17 protein-coding genes are annotated in these 16,311 nt (G+C 68.4%); 7 read left to right on the top strand and 10 right to left on the bottom strand.

Annotated features, from left to right (window positions below; all coding sequences use genetic code 11):
- Positions 1-95 precede the first annotated feature (95 nt).
- On the top strand, positions 96-524 hold the full coding sequence (locus tag F5X71_RS28415) for an STAS domain-containing protein (protein ID WP_167464768.1): 429 nt from the start codon (positions 96-98) through the stop codon (positions 522-524).
- 7 nt (positions 525-531) lie between these two features.
- Here the strand turns inward: F5X71_RS28415 and F5X71_RS28410 are convergent, their stop codons facing one another.
- Positions 532-1,524: a DoxX family protein gene (locus tag F5X71_RS28410; RefSeq protein WP_167464767.1), complete on the bottom strand. Its 993-nt coding sequence runs from the start codon at positions 1,522-1,524 to the stop codon at positions 532-534.
- A 202-nt stretch (positions 1,525-1,726) separates the two neighbouring features.
- Here F5X71_RS28410 and F5X71_RS28405 point away from each other — a divergent pair, with 202 nt between their 5' ends.
- Positions 1,727-2,011 carry a hypothetical protein gene (locus tag F5X71_RS28405; protein WP_167464766.1) on the top strand — a complete coding sequence of 95 codons (285 nt, stop codon included), beginning with the start codon at positions 1,727-1,729 and terminating at the stop codon, positions 2,009-2,011.
- Positions 2,012-2,019: 8 nt separating this feature from the next.
- On the opposite strand, the gene F5X71_RS28400 is transcribed toward F5X71_RS28405, so the two are convergent.
- From F5X71_RS28400 to F5X71_RS28380, 5 genes are all read right to left on the bottom strand, one after another.
- Positions 2,020-2,877 (bottom strand): alpha/beta fold hydrolase, encoded by an 858-nt coding sequence (locus tag F5X71_RS28400; protein ID WP_167464765.1) that lies wholly within the window; start codon positions 2,875-2,877, stop codon positions 2,020-2,022.
- Positions 2,878-2,953: 76 nt separating this feature from the next.
- Complete coding sequence (locus F5X71_RS28395) at positions 2,954-4,603, bottom strand: class I adenylate-forming enzyme family protein (RefSeq protein ID WP_167464764.1); 1,650 nt, start codon at positions 4,601-4,603, stop codon at positions 2,954-2,956.
- A 17-nt stretch (positions 4,604-4,620) separates the two neighbouring features.
- Complete coding sequence (locus F5X71_RS28390) at positions 4,621-5,661, bottom strand: NAD(P)-dependent alcohol dehydrogenase (protein ID WP_167466807.1); 1,041 nt, start codon at positions 5,659-5,661, stop codon at positions 4,621-4,623.
- Positions 5,661-6,827, bottom strand: a complete 1,167-nt coding sequence (locus F5X71_RS28385) for a serine hydrolase domain-containing protein (RefSeq protein WP_167464763.1) — start codon at positions 6,825-6,827, stop codon at positions 5,661-5,663. The genes F5X71_RS28390 and F5X71_RS28385 overlap by 1 nt, the downstream gene beginning before the upstream one ends.
- Complete coding sequence (locus F5X71_RS28380; protein ID WP_167464762.1) at positions 6,824-8,191, bottom strand: flavin-containing monooxygenase; 1,368 nt, start codon at positions 8,189-8,191, stop codon at positions 6,824-6,826. Before F5X71_RS28380 ends, F5X71_RS28385 begins: the two co-directional genes overlap by 4 nt.
- A gap of 234 nt (positions 8,192-8,425) precedes the next feature.
- Here F5X71_RS28380 and F5X71_RS28375 point away from each other — a divergent pair, with 234 nt between their 5' ends.
- The gene (locus F5X71_RS28375) at positions 8,426-9,055 is read left to right on the top strand and encodes a TetR/AcrR family transcriptional regulator (RefSeq protein WP_167464761.1); all 630 of its coding nucleotides are present in this window, start codon (positions 8,426-8,428) and stop codon (positions 9,053-9,055) included.
- 219 nt (positions 9,056-9,274) lie between these two features.
- On the opposite strand, the gene F5X71_RS37225 is transcribed toward F5X71_RS28375, so the two are convergent.
- Positions 9,275-9,601 carry a hypothetical protein gene (locus tag F5X71_RS37225; protein WP_238815520.1) on the bottom strand — a complete coding sequence of 109 codons (327 nt, stop codon included), beginning with the start codon at positions 9,599-9,601 and terminating at the stop codon, positions 9,275-9,277.
- A gap of 10 nt (positions 9,602-9,611) precedes the next feature.
- On the opposite strand from F5X71_RS37225, the gene F5X71_RS37220 reads away from it, so the two are divergent.
- Entirely contained in the window at positions 9,612-10,007 is a 396-nt protein-coding gene (locus F5X71_RS37220; protein ID WP_238815519.1) for a DUF6319 family protein, read from the top strand.
- A gap of 42 nt (positions 10,008-10,049) precedes the next feature.
- Here F5X71_RS37220 and F5X71_RS28365 read toward each other — a convergent pair whose 3' ends face one another.
- The 3 genes from F5X71_RS28365 to F5X71_RS28355 form a co-directional block, all read right to left on the bottom strand.
- Positions 10,050-11,510, bottom strand: coding sequence for a GGDEF domain-containing protein (locus F5X71_RS28365; RefSeq protein ID WP_167464759.1), 1,461 nt, complete (start codon positions 11,508-11,510; stop codon positions 10,050-10,052).
- 92 nt (positions 11,511-11,602) lie between these two features.
- Complete coding sequence (locus F5X71_RS28360; RefSeq protein ID WP_167464758.1) at positions 11,603-12,169, bottom strand: hypothetical protein; 567 nt, start codon at positions 12,167-12,169, stop codon at positions 11,603-11,605.
- Positions 12,166-12,648, bottom strand: coding sequence for a pyruvoyl-dependent arginine decarboxylase (locus F5X71_RS28355; protein WP_167464757.1), 483 nt, complete (start codon positions 12,646-12,648; stop codon positions 12,166-12,168). The genes F5X71_RS28360 and F5X71_RS28355 overlap by 4 nt, the downstream gene beginning before the upstream one ends.
- Before the next feature lie 287 nt (positions 12,649-12,935).
- Between F5X71_RS28355 and galK the strand changes: the two genes are divergently transcribed.
- The 3 genes from galK (at position 12,936) to F5X71_RS28340 (ending at position 16,267) form a co-directional block, all read left to right on the top strand.
- Complete coding sequence (galK, locus tag F5X71_RS28350) at positions 12,936-14,060, top strand: galactokinase (protein WP_167464756.1); 1,125 nt, start codon at positions 12,936-12,938, stop codon at positions 14,058-14,060.
- Positions 14,061-14,305: 245 nt separating this feature from the next.
- Entirely contained in the window at positions 14,306-16,009 is a 1,704-nt protein-coding gene (locus tag F5X71_RS28345; RefSeq protein WP_167466806.1) for a sodium:solute symporter family protein, read from the top strand.
- A gap of 9 nt (positions 16,010-16,018) precedes the next feature.
- A complete protein-coding gene (locus tag F5X71_RS28340) occupies positions 16,019-16,267 on the top strand; it encodes a hypothetical protein (protein WP_167464755.1) in 249 nt (82 codons plus the stop codon).
- The last annotated feature ends 44 nt before the right edge of the window (positions 16,268-16,311 follow it).

The raw sequence follows: 16,311 nt of genomic DNA, 5'->3' as shown, positions 1-16,311 counted from the left end.
GGCGGGCTCGGTGTGGTTGTACAGACCCGATGTGCCGTGCTTCACTTGGTAGACAGGTCCGTCCCGCCACAGCGACGGGCCGAGGAGTCGTCCCGATGTCCAGTTCCGACGATGCGCGTGCTGCCGCGGCCCCACCGGACAGGTCGGCCGAAGTCGCTGATCTGCTTCGTTTTTCGGTGTTTCGCCCGCGGCCCGATATCGCCATGATGATGGTGTACGGCCAGATAGACCTCTGGACCGCGCCCAGCTTCCGTGAGCAGCTGGCCCGGCTGATCAGCGCGCGATCCACCCTGATCGTCATCGATCTCTCGCCGGTTACCTTCCTGTCCGCCGCGGGCCTGCGCGTGCTGTTCGACGCGCAGATGCATCTCGAAAAGACCTGTCGGCGCATGGTTTTGATCACCAGGGCACGCTGCGTCGACCGTCCGATCGAGGTGACCGGCCTGGCGCCCAGCTTCCACCGGGTGCCGTCGCTGGACGCCGTGCTGGCCGATCGTGGCGTGGGATACGAAGAGACGGCCTGATTTTCGATCAGTCGCGGCGCACCCGGTGCCGGGCCGTCTCCGCGAACCGACCGCCGCGTTTGCGCGCGGTGTCGGCGAGTTCGGGACCGCGGTCACGGGCGGTGTCGGCGAGTTCGGCACCGCGTTCCCTGGCGACCTCGGCCCACTCGGCGCCCCGGTGCTTGGCGACCTCGGCCAGTTCCGCGCCGCGTTCCCTGGCCAGTTCGGCGAGTTCGGCGCCGCGTTCCTTGGCCAGCTCGGCCCACTTGGGGCCGCGGGCCTTGGCGAGCTCGGCGAGTTCGGCACCGCGTTCCCTGGCCAGTTCGGCGAGTTCGACACCGCGTTCCTTCGCGGTCTCCACCAGCGGCGTCGCGTGTTCCTTTGCGGCGGTGGCCCATTCGGGCCCGTGCTGCTGCACGGTGCCGGCGATTTCGGAGCCCTTCGCTGCCGCGGTGCTGCCGAGAGCGCCTGCCGCCGAGGCGACTTCGTGGGCGCGGCGGCGCAGCCCCTCGGCCGCGGCGCCGTCGGAGGAGCCGGTGAACGGCAGCGCGGCACTGACGGTCGCGGCCGCGCCGCGTGCGGCGCGCCTGCCGCGCCAACCCAGCGACGGCTTGCCCTCGGTATCGGCCGCCGCGATCATCAGGCCGCCGAGCAGCCCGAGATCCTTGAGGAACGCGTTGCGCTTGGTCGCCTTCTGCGCGGGATCTGGTTCGTTCCAGAAGTCCTGTTCGGTGACGGTGGCCGGGACCACGGTCGCGGCGAGCACGAGCGCCGCCAGGCGTGGCGCCTTGCCGAGGGCGAGGAGCACACCACCAGCTACCTGCGCGGCGGCATTGACTTGAACGGCCGTCCCTGGATCGTTCGGCAGCTTCGCGGCGTACTGCTCGGGCAGCTGACGCTGACCGCGCTGCACCAGCTCGGTGGCTGCCTTCACACGTGACTCCGGGTGCCGCAGCGTATCGACACCCTCCACGACGAAGACAGTGGCAAGTAGTGGGCGGGCAAGTCGGCGCAACAACATGACGGATCCCTTTCCTCGACGGCTCTATTCGACCGGGTTCCCGGAAGGTGTCTCATCAAACCCGGTGGACGGGCAGCAGCGGACGTATCGGACGTGAATCTACACCGCGTAACGGCAACTATTGGGCAAACGATCTGCCTGATGTGGGTACGCACCCACCCACCGAGGTCACCCCGCTCTGTTCCGCCGGAAGGTACAACCGATGAACCCCGAAACGGTCCCAACGACTTTCGAGGCGATCGTGGCTCAGCTGCCCGACGCACCGGCCTGCACCCTCCGCTTCGACACCGTGCCCTGCCGGCACCGGGCCGAATGGTTCATCCGCAAACGGTCGTGCTGCCATCCCGCCGGCGTGGACTTCATGTGCGACACCTGTCACACCCGGATCGACTGGATGCTCACCCTCGGCATCGAATTCGAGTGCGCGGGTTGCGGTGTGCGCTCGGACAGCTTCGCCGAGCTGTACCCGATCGCCGCGCCGCTCTGAGCCGGAGTTCAGCGACCGCCCGCGGCCTCGGCGATCGGGGCCCGGTACGTGGCCGCCAGGAACTCGATGATGACGGCGTTGACCTCGGCCGGGTGCTCCACCATCGGTAGATGACCGCAATCGGGCAACTCGACCGCGGTGTGCGCGCGCAACGTGCGGCTGAGCCGGGCCCCGGCCCGAGCGGACAGGATCCGGTTCTGCTTACCCCAGATCGTGCAGATCGGCGGGAAGGCGGCGGGCGGGACGAACTCGTCGAAGGCCTTGAAGGCGGGGAAGTCCTGGACCAAGCCGTGCAGGGCCCGCAGCCGACCGCGATCGGACCAGTACGCGCGCAGCCGCGGTGATTCCTGCAACCGCTGGGCACGGCCCCGGGAACCGAGCTGATTGCCGACGATCAGCGATATCGCGGGACCGGGCAGCGCCAGCCACCGGGCCACCGGGCCGAGCGGGAGTCGCGCGTCCGCCCAGGCCAGACCCGCGGACTGGCCGGAGCGCACAGTGTCCCAGCTGAGCGGGTTGATCAGCACGAGCGCACGCACCCGGGCGGGGTTGCCCATCGCGTAGCTCAGCGCGGTGGCCGAGCCCAGGCAATTGCCGACCAGACTCACCTCGGCGAGCCGATGCGCCGCGAGAAACGCTTCGAGCATCCGCACGTAATCGGCCAGGCGATAGCCTGCGGCGGGCTGGTCGGATTGCCCGTAGCCGGGCAGATCGATCGCGAACACCTCGTGGTCCTCGCGCAGTGCCGCCACCTGATCGTCCCAGATGTGGCGCTGGGCGCCCGCGTTGTGCAGGAACACGACCGGCGTACCGCGGCCGGCCCGGTCGTAGGCCACGACCCTGCCCTGATGCTCGAAAACGTCCACGTCGACTCCTTGCGAGCGGCCGGGCGCACGAGTCACCCGATCACTGCCAATTTTACGGTGCTGTCAACCGGTTCGGTCAGACCTCGATGCCGGTGCGCACGACCTTCCCGGTCGCATTGCGTGGCAGTTCCGTGGTGGTGAGCCGCCAGCGCGCGGGCACCTTGTAGTAGGCGAGCCGCTCGGCGGTGAACGCGCGCAACTCCGCTTCGGTTGCGGCCCCTGGATTTTCGAGCACGACCACGGCCGCCACCTGCTGGCCGAGATCGGGGTCGGGGACGCCGATGACCGCGCACTCGCGCACGGCGGGATGCTCTTCCAGACACTGCTCGATCTCGACCGGATAGACGTTCTCGCCGCCGCGCAGAATGAGATCCGAACGCCGCCCGGACAATCGCAGCCTGCCCTCGGCGAGCACACCGATATCGCCGGTGCGCAGCCAGCGATCGGGGGTGATCGCCGCGGCGGTGGCCGCCTCGTCGTTCCAGTACCCGAGCATCACATACGGGCTGCGCACCCAGATCTCGCCCTCGGTGCCGTCGGGCACGGGCCTGCCCGCGCCGTCGCGGATCCGCACCTCGGCGCCGAGCACGGGGCGGCCCACCGTATCCGGGAAGGCGGCGAGCTCGGCCGGGGTGGCGATGGTGGCCGCCGTGCTGGACTCGGTCAGGCCGTAGCTGGTGACCAGCGCGGTGCGCGCCACTGGAAGCTGTTCGCGCAGTTGATGTTGCAGCGCCGCCGAGGACGGCGCGGAATTCAGCGAGAACGACACCAGCGAGGACAGATCGTAGGCGGAAAGATCGCGATCGAGCAGCCGGGTCGCCATGGTGGGCATGGCGCCCCAATTGGTGACCCGTTCGCGCTCGATGAGCCGCAGCACCCGGTCGGCGTCGAAGGAGCCCTGATACAGCACCGCGGTGTCACCCGTTACCAGCCGGGGCACCACCAGGTTGTGCAGGCTGGCGATGTGGAACAGCGGCGAGGTGAGCAGGAACCGGCGCCCGCTCGCCCGCTCGCCCGCGCCGGCGAACTCGGCCGCGAGCGCGTCGTTGAACCGGTGATAGTCGATCACCGCCACCAGGTTGCGATGCGAGTGCACCGCGCCTTTCGGCCGTCCGCTGGTGCCGCTGGTGTAGAGCACCACGGCCGGATCGTCCTCGTCGATCGCCGTGGGTGCCGGTGTCGCGCCCGCGAATTCGGCGAGCAGGGCGGGCAGGTCGTGTTCCATGGTGAGCACGGGCACCCGGATATCGAGTTCCGCGACCAGGGCGGCGCGCTTGGCGTCGACGATGAGCACGGCGGGGGCGGTGTGCTCGACGCCGTAGGCGATCTCGCGCGGTGTCCACCACGCGTTGTAGCCCACCGCGATCGCGGCGAGCTGTTGGGCCGCCCAGAACGCGCAGACCCATTCCGGTGTGTTGGCCCCCAGAATGCCGATCCGATCGCCCTTGCCCACGCCATAGCGGTCGCGCAGCGCGGCGGCCAGCGCACCGACCTCGGCCGCGTGCTCGGCGAAGGAGATCCGGCGGTCCTCGGTCACCAGGTATTCGCGTGCGCCCCAGTCCGTCGCGGCGGCCAAGACCTCGGCGAGCGAGCGGGCGCGGTCGCGCAGCACCGGCGTCGGCGCGCCGAGCACCGGCTCGACCGCCATCTCGAAACGGCCACCGGGCCCGGTCAATCGGGCGACGGCCGCCGCGGCGAACGCCTGTGCATCGAACGGCTTCGTCATCTACCGCACTCCCTCACTCATGGAACCACTACCGCGCGACCGGTGACCAGCCCGCGCTCCAGCCGGTCGAACGCCGCGCGCCCGTCCGCCAGCCCGTACCGCTCGATCGCGATCTCGAGCTTGCCCGAACGAGCCAGCGCGACGGACTCGATCAGGTCGGATTTGGTGCCGCCGTACGACTTTCGGATCGAGGCGCCCCACGGCCAGCCCGGGCCGCCCGCCGGTGCCGCGGTGATCTCCGGTGCGCCACCGCCGAGGCCGATCATGCGGTAGGCGCCGTTCGGCGCGACCGCGGCCACCGCCAACGCGCAGGTCTGGTCGTTGCCGACGAAGTCGAATACCGCGTCGGCGCCGCGGCCTTCGGTGCGCTCGAGGATCTGCCGCGCGGTGTCGGAATCGGCAAGCAGGCCCGCGGCCGCGCCGCCGCGGGTCGCCAGTTCCAGCTTGTCCGCGGCCACGTCGACCGCGAGCACCTCGCTCGCGGTGGTCGCGGCGAGGATCTGCACCGCGACGTGCCCCAGCCCGCCGACGCCGATCACCACCGCCACCGCACCGGGCCGAAGGTGTTCGCGCGCACCTCGAATCGCGTGATAGCTGGTCAGCGCCGCATCGGCGAGGGGAGCGGCCTGCGCGAAGTCGAGGTCGCCGATCGGCACGAACGCCGCGGCGGGCATGCACAGGTATTCGGCCATACCGCCGTCGGGACCGAGGCCGGGGCAGGGCGGCATCGCGGTGCGGCCCGCGGCCAGACAGACGTTCTCGTTGCCGGACACGCACTCCCGGCACCGGCCGCACGACCAGCACAGGTAGACGACGCCGCGTTCGCCGACGGCACGGCCCTCGACCGCCGCACCGACCGCCTCGATGGTGCCCGCGATCTCGTGCCCGAGCGTCAGCGGCTGCTCGCGCAGCCGGAACGGAAGGTGCAGCACATGCAGGTCGGAATGACAGATGCCGGCCGCGCCGACCCGCAGCAGCAGCTCGCCCGGCCCGATCTCGGGGACCGGCACCGTCCGCAGTTCCAGCACGCCGGGATCGGTGAGTTGCAGTGCGCGCATCATGCCGAAATCCCCTCGGCCCGTATCACGTTGAACACCGCGCGGAGATAGGCGTCGGCGCGCGGGGAGCCGATCAGGCCCGGCGCCATCTTGTTCATGGTGTATGCGAAGGTCGTGCGCCGGTCCAGGTCGTTGACCACCATCGCGCCGCCGTAGCCCGCCCACCAGCAGACCCGGCCATGCGGCACCTCGGGCGCGCTCTGCCGCTGCGGCAGACCGTAGCCGAGGCCGAAGCGCAGCGGGACCAACAGCGCCAGATCGATTCCGTCGGACTGCTGTTCGAAGATCAGCTCGATGGTCCGCTCCGACAGCAGTCGCCTGCCGTCGAGCACGCCACCGCAGGACACCAGCGATTGCACGCGCGCCACCGAACGGGCGTTGCCGTGGCCGTTCACCGCGCCGATCTCGGCCTCGCGCCATGGCGTGCTCGAGGTCTCCGCGAGGTCGAGCAGCGGGCTGGTGAGCGTCTTGACCAGGATGCTGTCCTGATCCAGTGTGGCGAGGTCGAATTCGAGCACCGGCGGCGCGATCAGCGGTGCGATCCTGGCGTGATGTCTTGCGGGGGTACCGATGTGGAAGTCCGCGCCGAGCGGCTCGGCGAGTTCGGTCGCGAAGAATCGGCCCAGTGTCTGCCCGGTGATGCGCCGGATCACCTCGCCGATCAGGTGCCCGTAGTTCAGCGCGTGATAGCCGGAGGCGGTGCCCGGCTCCCACCAGGGCGGTTGTGCGGCCAGTCGAGCGCTGGACGCCTCGGCGTCGTAGATATCGCGCAGCTCGATCGGCGGCGCCCAGCCCGAGACGCCGGAGGTGTGGCCGAGCAGGTGGCGAATCTCGATGTCGCCCTTGCCGTTCGCGGCGAACTCCGGCCAGTAGTGCGCCACCGGCCGGTGCACGTCCAGCTCCCCGCGATCGACCAGCAGCAGCGCGCTGAGCGCGGTCATCGTCTTGCTGATCGAGAACACGTTGACGAGGGTGTCCGAGGTCCACGGCCGCGTGCGGTCGGTGTCGTGATGACCGCCCCAGAGATCGACCTCGACGACGCCGTCGACCATGACGCAGAGGGCCGCGCCGAGCTCTTCGCCGGAGGCCAGGTGGGCTTCGAGCGCGGTGCGCACATCCGCGAACCGGTCCGCGCAGTAGCCCGCCGTCAGCGCTTCGCCCGTCATGCGCGTTCCAGCGCTCGGGCGGGCACCGGCAACGGGTTGCCCGCGGCCGCCGCGCGTTTCGCGCCCGCGGCCAGCTCTCGGCGCATCGCCCGTACGTACGGTTCGAACTCCACCTGGATGGTGTGTCTGGGGGAGTTGTAGTAGCGGCTGGTGCGGGCGGCCTCGGCCGCTTGGATCGCCGCGTTCATCCGCGGCACCGTCGGCGGCAGATAGTTGCCGGTGAGGTAGGCCGCGACGAACTTGCTCTGCTGCTCGGCGAAATTCACCAGTGTCGGCAGCGGCTGGGCGAGGCCGAGGAAGAACAGGTCGGGCACACCGGGTTTCATCATGTGCTGGAACAGCGGGAACCGATTCTCGTTGTCGGGCAGCAGGTCCGGGTCGGTGAAGAACGGGAAGCTGATCCGATATCCGGTGGCACAGACGATCACGTCCACCTCATCGGTGCTGCCGTCGGCGAAGCGCACCCTCGGGCCTTCCAGCGCCGTGATCGCCGGCTTGAACGCGATGTCGCCGCAGCCTGCCCGGTGCAGGAACTCCTCGCTCGCCGAGGGATGCGCCTCGAACGGGCGATGGTCCGGTCTCGGCAGGCCGTAGAACTCCATGTCGCCCCGGAACTTTCGGACGAACCGCTGTTTGAGTCGCAACGCCACCGCGCGGGGCAGCCAGCTCGGCGCCGATTGTTTGTCACCGACCTTGCCGTGCACGTACTTCGGCAGCACCCAGACCCCGCGCCGGGCCGAGACGGTGAGCTTCGCGGCGAGGAAGCGCTGGGACAGTTCCGCGGCGATATCGAGGCCGGAGTTGCCCATGCCGACCACCACCACCCGCTTGCCGCGCATGTCCACCGGGTCGAACGGATCGTTGTAGGTGTGGCTGTGCAGCAGCACGCCGTCGAATTCGCCGGGGTACTCGGGCAGATTCGGATCCCAGTGATGCCCGTTGCACACGATCAGCGCGTCGTAGCGGCGGGTGTTGCCATCACTGCTGGTCACCAGCCAGCTGCCGTCGGGCGCGCGCTCGGCGGCGGTCACCTTTGTGCCGAAAAGAATCTTCTCGCGCAACCCGAAATGGTCGACATAGTCCTTGAAGTACTGGAACAACTGCGAATGGTGCGGGAAGTCCGGCCAATCCGCGGGCACCGGGAAGTCCTCGAAGGCGAGCCGGAATTTGCTCGTATCTATGTGCAGCGATTGATAACACGCCGACATGCCGTTCGGGTTCTTGAAATACCAATTGCCGCCGACCTCGTCGGAGGCTTCGAAGCAATCGAACGGGATGGCGTGGTCCTGCAGTCGTTTCGCGGCGGTGATCCCGGACGGGCCCGCGCCGATCACACCGACGCGGGGGAGTTCGGTTGACGTCATTCACTGTCCTCGTGCTGAGCGGGACGTCACCCACCTGCGGTGGCGCCGTGGCGCCGGAACCGCCCGGCGCCGTGGGCGACCGGAGTGACGTAGGCAACAAGGTAACACTCGCTAGACAGTGCGTCTAGTGAATGACGTATTGTCTAGCGAAGTGCGGTGGAGCGTCGGCTTCAGTACACTCGAGCGGCGAAACTCGCACGTCAGAACCGCATTCGAACCACGATGGGGTAGCCGTTGCGCACTAACCCGAGCTCGGCGGGTACCAACCTGCGGGATGAGCAGAAGCAGCAGACCAGGACGCGCCTGCTGGCCTGCGCCAAGCAGCTGTTCACCGACCGGGGCTACGCCGCGGTGCGGGTGGACGACATCGTCGCCGCCGTCGGATGCAGTCGCGCCACCTTCTATCTGCACTTCAACTCCAAGCAGGAGGTGCTGCGCGCGATCGCCGCACAGGGCACCGCGCCCAGCGCGCTGCATTTCTACGAGGATCTGGACCGGGTGCTCGACACCGACTCGCGTGCCGAGTTCGTCGCCTGGGTGACCAGGGCGATCGCCTGGTTCCACGAGCACAAGGACCTGCTGCCCGCCTGGGACGAGGCCACCGCGCTGGAGTCGGAGTTCCGCGAGATCGCCCGCGCGGGAATCATGGCGCTGCCCAACGCGATGACCTCCTATCTCGCCCGCTGGCCCGCCGAGCGCGCGGACGAGGCGCGGCTGCGGGTGGAACTGCTTGTCGCCCAACTCGAGCGGTTCTTCACCCGCTGGGCCGTGCAAGGCACCATCAACGTCTCGGCGGAGCGCGCCGCCGAGGTGCTCGCCGACATCTGGTTCCCCGCGCTCCAGGCCCCGCGCGAGCGCGACTGAGGCGCGTCGAAAACACCGAGCGCTGCGGCGATCCGCGGCGTAGCTCCGGGTTCGCTGGCCCGGCGCGCCGTCGTGCTCGCTGCCCGGTTTTCCCGGTGGCCTGCGAATCTGTCGGTGCGGTGCGGCATCATCTGTGCACGCAGCCATCCACGAATATTGCTCGGAGTCATCAATGCCGTCGCCCAGAACCAAGCCCAAGCCATTGTCGGACAGCGAGATTCAGCGGATTGCCACCGATATCGCCGGCGGCAAGCCGCCCATGGTGTGGTTCACCGCCGCCGCGGTGGGCGTGCCGGAAGGACGGTCGGGAAAGGTGATCGCGCTCGGCGATCCGGCCGACGGAGATTTCCTGCAGGTCCGGCCCACTGGATCGAAGGATGTACTGTCCTTTTCTCCAACAGAAGTGACGTTGACCAAGCCGCCGCGAGGGGCGGCGCCTGTTTCCACTGCCCAGCCGAAGTCGACAACCAGGAAGGAAACACCCGTGACCCAGCCGTCGACCTTGACGAGCACCGCGACACCCATCAGCCCCGCCAGTTCCGTCACGCCGCCGCCGGTGGTCCCGAAACCCGTTGCGAGCCAGCCGGAATCGGGAGAACAGGACAGCGGCGCGAGCAAGGCGCCCGCACCCAAGCCGAGCGGCGCGGGCAGCAAGCCCGCCAAGGCGGCGGTCCGGCCGAAGGCGAAGACGCCCGAGGTCACGGTGACCCTGACCGGAACCGCCGACGGCGAATGGTCCGTCGACGTGGTGAGCGGCAAGAAGCGCGCGGTGCGCGGCCTCGCGGTGGCCAGCTCCGCGGTGGCGCAGGCCGCCAAGATCCTGCACCCGGAGGTGGCCGACGTGGTGGCAGGCATCCTCGACGCCGCACGGGAAGCCCAGGAGGCCAAGGTGCGGCAGTTGCAGGCCGAGCTGGAGGCGGCCCGGCGACTGCTCGAGGAACTGGCCGACTAGAGCACCGGCGTCGGCGGCCGGAGCTGTCGACGGTGTAGACCGTCAGACCGCGGTGCTGGTGGATCTGGTGCTGGTGTGCCAGATCCGCCGCCCGTTCTCGGCCGGGGTGTGGCGCCCCGTGTCGGGCGCGTGCCGCGCGTCGTCGTGGAACGCGTAGCCGAGCGAGTACTCCTTCGCGTGGTACATGGCCGAGTCCGCGTCCCGGATGAGGTCGTAGATGGTGGAGTCGGTGCTGCGCGGCGCACCGCAGGCGATGCCGATGCTCGCGGTGATCGGGATTTCGCCCGCGCTCAGCTCGAACGGTCGCACGAAGGCGCCGAGCAGCCGCTCGGCCAGGGTCGCGGCATCCTGTCTGCCGAGCGGCGAGAGCACCACGAACTCGTCGCCGCCGTAGCGGGCGACCACGTCGTCGCGCAGCACCACGCGCCGAATCCGCGAGGCCGCGTTGGCGATCAGTTCGTCGCCGACCGCGTGCCCGTAGCTGTCGTTGACCATCTTGAAGCCGTCGAGATCGATGAACAGCAGGCAGAGCGGCTGCTCGGCCCACCGCTCGCTGTTGCGATTCAGCGCGCGCAGCAGTGCCGAGCGGTTCAGCAGTCCGGTGAGCATGTCGTGGTCGGCCTGATGCTGGGCCCGCCGCTCGCTGCGCGAGCTACGCACGATGGCCCGCTCACTGCGCACCAGCACCCCGATCAGCAGCAGCGCGAACAACGAGGACACCACCACCCGATCGAGCATCCCGAGCGAGGACCCCACCACCGGCACCAACGACGCCACAATCAACGTGACCGCGATGAAGCTGGCCCGCTGGCGGGAGTGGTGCGGGTGGATCCTGCGGGGATGGCCGAGGCCGACCATCGTCGGGTGCAGCGCCGCGACGCCGCCGGTCGCATACGCGGCCAGCAGCGCCGCCATCAGCAGGTCCCGGCTGACCGAGATGGTGCCTGCCGCGTCCATGCTGTATCCGAGATCGCCGATGAGTGCGGCGATCAGCCCGATGTGCACCAGCCGCAGCGAGGTTTCCGAGCGGGTCGAGGTCGCGACCGAATGCGCGATCAACGTCAACAGCAACGCGTCCAATACCGGGTAGGCGGCCGCCACCAGGGAATTGAACGTGCTGTCATGGGTGCGCAGGATCGGCGAGATCAGGAAGGTCCAGGACGCGAGCAGCGCCCCGAGACCGATCAACCCGGAGTCGAGCGCCAGCTCGTAATTGCCGCGCACCTGGCGGGGCCGCAGCCAGATCAGGGCCGCGAGGCCGACGGTCAGGTAGCCGAGCAACGTGAACGCGTCGTCTATCGGATGTAATCCGTGATCGGTGGTCTCGCGCAGCGCGCTACCGACGGCCGAGAGCATCGACGAAGCCGACAGCAGATACCAGGGCAACGGACGTGCCGGGCGATGCATCCACAGGCCGGTGCCGATCATGGCGAGCGTGCCCGCGAGAATGACCGACATCGTCAGATAGGTCAACACCAATGAGTCGACCGCGACGTGCACCATGATGGCGGCCGCGCTTCCCCCGAGAAGCAGTGCGTACCACCGTGTTCGGAACTGCTGCCGCCTCGCTGACTGCGGCCCTTCGCTGACTGTCATCAGCCCCCCTTGGTCGCTCCGTCCCCGGTGAACCAGGCCGCGTAGTAGGTCTGCGTATCCTCCACCGCAACCTCGAGCTCCAACTCGTCGAGCACCGACTTGATGTGGCCGGTGAACCAGGGCCGAGTGTTGTTGTACGAGCACATGTCCCAACCGAATACAGCGCGTTCGGCTATCAATACCTGGGCAACTGATTCGATCATGGCATGGAATGCGACCCCTCGCCGCGCTCTTGGCGTAACGAGGGTAAAACCGATGTAGAAGATCGCGTCCCGCGCCGCATGTTCAGGATACCGGGCGGCGAAGTATTCCGGACTGATCCACGGCACGGTGTCGAGATGTTTGGTCAGGGTGGTCACCCCGATCGGCTCTCCGTCGGCGGTTCTTGCGACGTGTTTCTGCACCCTGGCGTCGATCATTTCGGCGCGGAATTCCGCACGGTGCAACACCTGCCTGGCGACGGCCTGCGTGCGCAGCGCACCGAACGCGTCCTCGTAGAGCGTGTAGAACTGGTCGATCTGGTCGTCGGGCACCTTGGTATCGATAGTGATGTGCACGTCGTTCATCGTTGAAATCCCCACGGGGTGGTGTGGTACGCCGCGAGGACCAGTGCGCAGGTCGGCTCGCCGTCCGCGGTGGTTTCGGTCGTGCACAGCTGAATCGGGCCGAAGGATTGCGGCCGATGCCGCGTCATGTCGTCGAGGCTGGACCGGATCAGCGCGGTGACTTCCTCGGTGGTCTCGGCCTCGTGCTCGACGAAAAGGCCTGCGCCCGAATCATCGTCGCGCAGCACCCAGCCGATGCCCGCTGCGGCCGTCTGGCCGGGTTCGTGCGCGTGCTGCACCGCGTAGACGCAATAGAGGCGATCGCCCCACGGTATCGGTTTACGTACGCGGCCGGTGCGTGCCAACGCCGCCCGTGGCGGTATGACCGAAGACAGCCGGATCAAGTTGGCATCACCTACTCCCAGATCACGCAATGCGGCGTCGAAGGCCGACATGGCCGTCGGGCCTACCCCTGTCGCGGCGCCGATCTCGATCGTCAACGGCGCTCCGGTGATCGGTCTGCCCAGGGGTGGGCGTAGTCGGTCTATCCATGGCAGTCCGACCAGGCGGCCGCGCCGCCCCACTGGACCGCTACGCGGGGTGGTGTGAATCATAGTGCCCTCCCAAAAAGCCCGGCCCATTTTGCAGGCCGGTAGTGCGACAAAATCGACTCTGCGGCACAACGGGGGATCGCGCACGTGCGCGCGGCGAAAGCGGTGCTACGACGGCGTGTCTCGTAACGTGGGTCGGACGGATTGGTGTGGAGACGACAGACAGCGAGGGGTCAGTGCAGACGTGGGTCGCGCCGGGGCGGGTCAACATCATCGGCGAGCACACCGACTACAACGAGGGTTTCGTGTTGCCGATCGCGCTGCCGCTGGTGGTCGAGTGCGCGGCCGCGGTGCGGGCGGACGGCAGGGTGCGCGTCACCTCCCGGCAGCGCCCGGACGAGACGGTGCTGGTCGCGGTGGACGAGTTGGCCGCGCGGCGGGATCGGGTGCCCGCGTGGTCGCGCTACCCGCTCGGGGTGGTCGCGGAGTTCGTGCGGCGCGGGCACACCGTCGCCGGGATCGACCTCGTGCTGGACGGCGCGGTGCCGATCGGCGCGGGGCTGTCCTCCTCGGCCGCGCTGTCGTGCGCGGTGGCCATCGCGCTGCGGGACCTGTTCGCGCCCGCGGTCACCGATCGCGCCCTGATCGACCTGGCCCGCGCCGCGGAGAACGACTATGTCGGCGCGCCCACCGGTTTGCTGGACCAGTCCGCATCGATCATGTGCACGGCGGGGCACGCTTTGTTCCTCGACATCCGCGCCTTCGTCGCCGCGGATGATGCGAATACTGTTGCACACGAACAGATTCCGTTCGATCTGGACCGATTCGGCCTGGCATTGTTGGTGATCGACACCGGACAACCGCACGAGCTGGTCGACGGTGGCTACGCCGAGCGGCGCGCCCAATGCGAGGCCGCCGCCGCCGAACTCGGTGTGCCCGCGCTGCGCGACGTCGTCTCGGTGGCCGAGGTCGAGCGGATCACCGATCCGGTGGCGCGCCGCCGGGCGCGTCATGTGGTGACGGAGAACGCGCGCGTCGTGCGGGTTGCCGAAGAATTGCGCAGCGGCGCGGATCCGCGCGGGATCGGCCCGATACTCACCGCGGCGCACGCCTCGCTGCGCGACGATTTCGAGGTGTGCACGCCCGCGCTGGACGCCGCCGTCGCGGCCGCGTGCGCGGCAGGGGCGCACGGCGCGCGGATGGTCGGCGGCGGATTCGGTGGCAGTGCGATCGCCTTGGTCGACCGTGCGCACACCGCCGCCGTGGTGGCCGCCACCCGGAAACGGTTCGCCGACTCCGGCTTTGCCGAGCCGCGCACCTTTGTCGTCGGCCCCGCTGCCGGTGCGCACCGGATCGACTGAGCGCGACGGCCGAGATCTTTGTGCACGATTGTGGCCCTCGAGTGAGGCACAATCACCCAGAGCGGGTGTCGGCCGACACTATTCGGCCGGCGACGCGAGACTCGCGCGCCACGCAGGACCCGTAGCCGCACGAGCTCGTATTACGCAAGATCCCGCTCGACGCCAGGTTCACCGCCAGGAGGGACGCAGTGCCGCTTGCCGATTCATCCGTTCTGACCTCCGTGCTGCTCGCCGCCGAGCCGCGGATCTCCACCCATGTCGAGGCATCGACCACGCTGCGGCTCGACGCGGAGCCGGTCGACTACGCCCTGGTGGCGCTGTATTTCGTCTTCGTTCTCGGCATCGGCCTGCTGGCCAGACAGCGCGTTTCCTCCAGCATCGACTTCTTCCTGTCCGGGCGGTCGCTGCCCGCCTGGGTGACCGGTCTCGCGTTCATCTCCGCCAATCTCGGTGCGGTGGAGATCATGGGCATGTCGGCCAACGGCGCCCAGTACGGGTTCCCGACCTTCCACTACTTCTGGATCGGCGCGGTCCCGGCCATGCTGTTCCTCGGCGTGGTGATGATGCCGTTCTACTACGGCTCCAAGGTGCGCAGCGTCCCGGAGTTCATGCGCAGGCGCTTCGGCACCGGCGCGCACCTGGTGAACGCGCTCAGCTTCGCCGTCGCCCAGGTGCTCATCGCGGGCGTCAACCTGTATCTGCTCGGCACCATCCTGAACGTGCTGCTCGGCTGGCCGCTGTGGGTGTCGGTGGTGATCGCGGCGGTGATCGTGCTGTCCTACATCACCCTCGGCGGCCTGTCCGCGGCGATCTACAACGAGGTGCTGCAGTTCTTCGTCATCGTGGCCGCGCTGCTGCCGCTCACGCTGGTCGGCCTGCACAAGGTCGGCGGGTGGGATGGATTACGGGACAAGGTGACCGCATCGCCGGGTGGCGGCGCGCAGCTGGAATCGTGGCCAGGTAACGCGCTCAGCGGGTTCGGCAGCAACATCATGTCGGTGATCGGCATCGTGTTCGGCCTCGGTTTCGTGCTCTCGTTCGGCTACTGGACCACCAACTTCGTCGAGGTGCAGCGCGCGCTGGCCACGCACTCGATCTCGGCGGCCCGGCGTACCCCGATCATCGGCGCCTACCCGAAGATGTTCATTCCGTTGATCGTGGTGATCCCCGGCATGATCAGCGCGGTGCTGGTGCCGCAGATGAGCGAGTACAAGGCGGCCAAGGCGGCGGATCCGGACTTCAGCAGCGACACCACGTACAACCAGGCGCTGCTGTATCTGATGAAAGACGTACTGCCGAACGGATTGCTCGGGGTCGGTCTCGCCGGTCTGCTCGCCGCGTTCATGGCGGGCATGGCCGCCAATATCTCCGCGTTCAATACCGTCTTCAGCTACGACCTGTGGCAGCAGTATGTGCGCAAGGATCGGCCGGACGGCTATTACCTGAATATCGGCCGATTGGCGACCATCGGCGCGACCGTCGCGGCGATCTTCACCTCGTTCATCGCGTCGAGTTTCAGCAACATGATGGATTATCTGCAGACGCTGTTCAGTTTCTTCAACGCGCCATTGTTCGCCACCTTCATTCTCGGCATGTTCTGGAAACGGATGACGCCCGCGGCGGGCTGGATGGGCCTGGTCTGCGGAACCGGTTCCGCCATCGTCGTTTTCCTGCTGCACGAGACCAAGGTGTTCGAATTGTCCGGCCAGGGCGCGAGTTTCGTGGCCGCGGGCGTCGCCTTCGTGGTCGATATCCTGGTGAGCGTGCTGGTCACTCAGGTGACCAGGCCGAAGCCGGTGGAAGAGTTGGTCGGCCTGGTCTACTCGGAGACGCCCAAGCAGGTGCGCACCGATCCCGACGAGGCGTCGCTGCCCTGGTATCAGCGCCCGGTGCTGCTGGCAGGCATCGCGCTGGTGCTCGTCATCGCCCTCAACATCGTCGTCGGATAAGGAGTCGCAATGCTTTTCGACATCCGCACCATCGTCGGCGCCCTGCTCGGCAGCTACGGCATCATCCTGGTCATCACCGGCCTGGTGCACGACACCGCCGCCGAGGAGGCCAAGACCGGCGGCGTCAACGTCAACCTCTGGGCCGGGATCGGCATGGGCGTCGTCGCGGTGCTGTTCCTCGCGTGGGCCGTGCTGCGTCCCGTCGCGGTCCCTGAGCAGGCGCCCGCGCCCGAGGAAGAATCCACCGACAAGCCATAGCGAGCTATCCGGTCGCACCCCGAGTTCCGCGACAGCACAGGCGG

It is taken from the genome of Nocardia brasiliensis, from assembly GCF_011801125.1.
GTDB classification, from domain to species: domain Bacteria; phylum Actinomycetota; class Actinomycetes; order Mycobacteriales; family Mycobacteriaceae; genus Nocardia; species Nocardia brasiliensis_C.
Note: the sequence above shows the minus strand (reverse complement) of the source record. Positions and strands in the feature narration are given on the sequence as shown.

Bases quoted from the DNA above. Each gene is read 5' to 3' on its own strand.
- F5X71_RS28415 (WP_167464768.1), top strand. From the start codon at position 96: ATGTCCAGTTCCGACGATGCGCGTGCTGCCGCGGCCCCACCGGACAGG.
- F5X71_RS28405 (WP_167464766.1), top strand. From the start codon at position 1,727: ATGAACCCCGAAACGGTCCCAACGACTTTCGAGGCGATCGTGGCTCAG.
- F5X71_RS28365 (WP_167464759.1), bottom strand. From the start codon at position 11,510: ATGGTGCACGTCGCGGTCGACTCATTGGTGTTGACCTATCTGACGATG.
- F5X71_RS28360 (WP_167464758.1), bottom strand. From the start codon at position 12,169: ATGAACGACGTGCACATCACTATCGATACCAAGGTGCCCGACGACCAG.
- F5X71_RS28340 (WP_167464755.1), top strand. From the start codon at position 16,019: ATGCTTTTCGACATCCGCACCATCGTCGGCGCCCTGCTCGGCAGCTAC.
- F5X71_RS28395 (WP_167464764.1), bottom strand. From the start codon at position 4,603: ATGACGAAGCCGTTCGATGCACAGGCGTTCGCCGCGGCGGCCGTCGCC.
- F5X71_RS28390 (WP_167466807.1), bottom strand. From the start codon at position 5,661: ATGCGCGCACTGCAACTCACCGATCCCGGCGTGCTGGAACTGCGGACG.
- F5X71_RS28410 (WP_167464767.1), bottom strand. From the start codon at position 1,524: ATGTTGTTGCGCCGACTTGCCCGCCCACTACTTGCCACTGTCTTCGTC.
- F5X71_RS28385 (WP_167464763.1), bottom strand. From the start codon at position 6,827: ATGACGGGCGAAGCGCTGACGGCGGGCTACTGCGCGGACCGGTTCGCG.
- F5X71_RS28380 (WP_167464762.1), bottom strand. From the start codon at position 8,191: ATGACGTCAACCGAACTCCCCCGCGTCGGTGTGATCGGCGCGGGCCCG.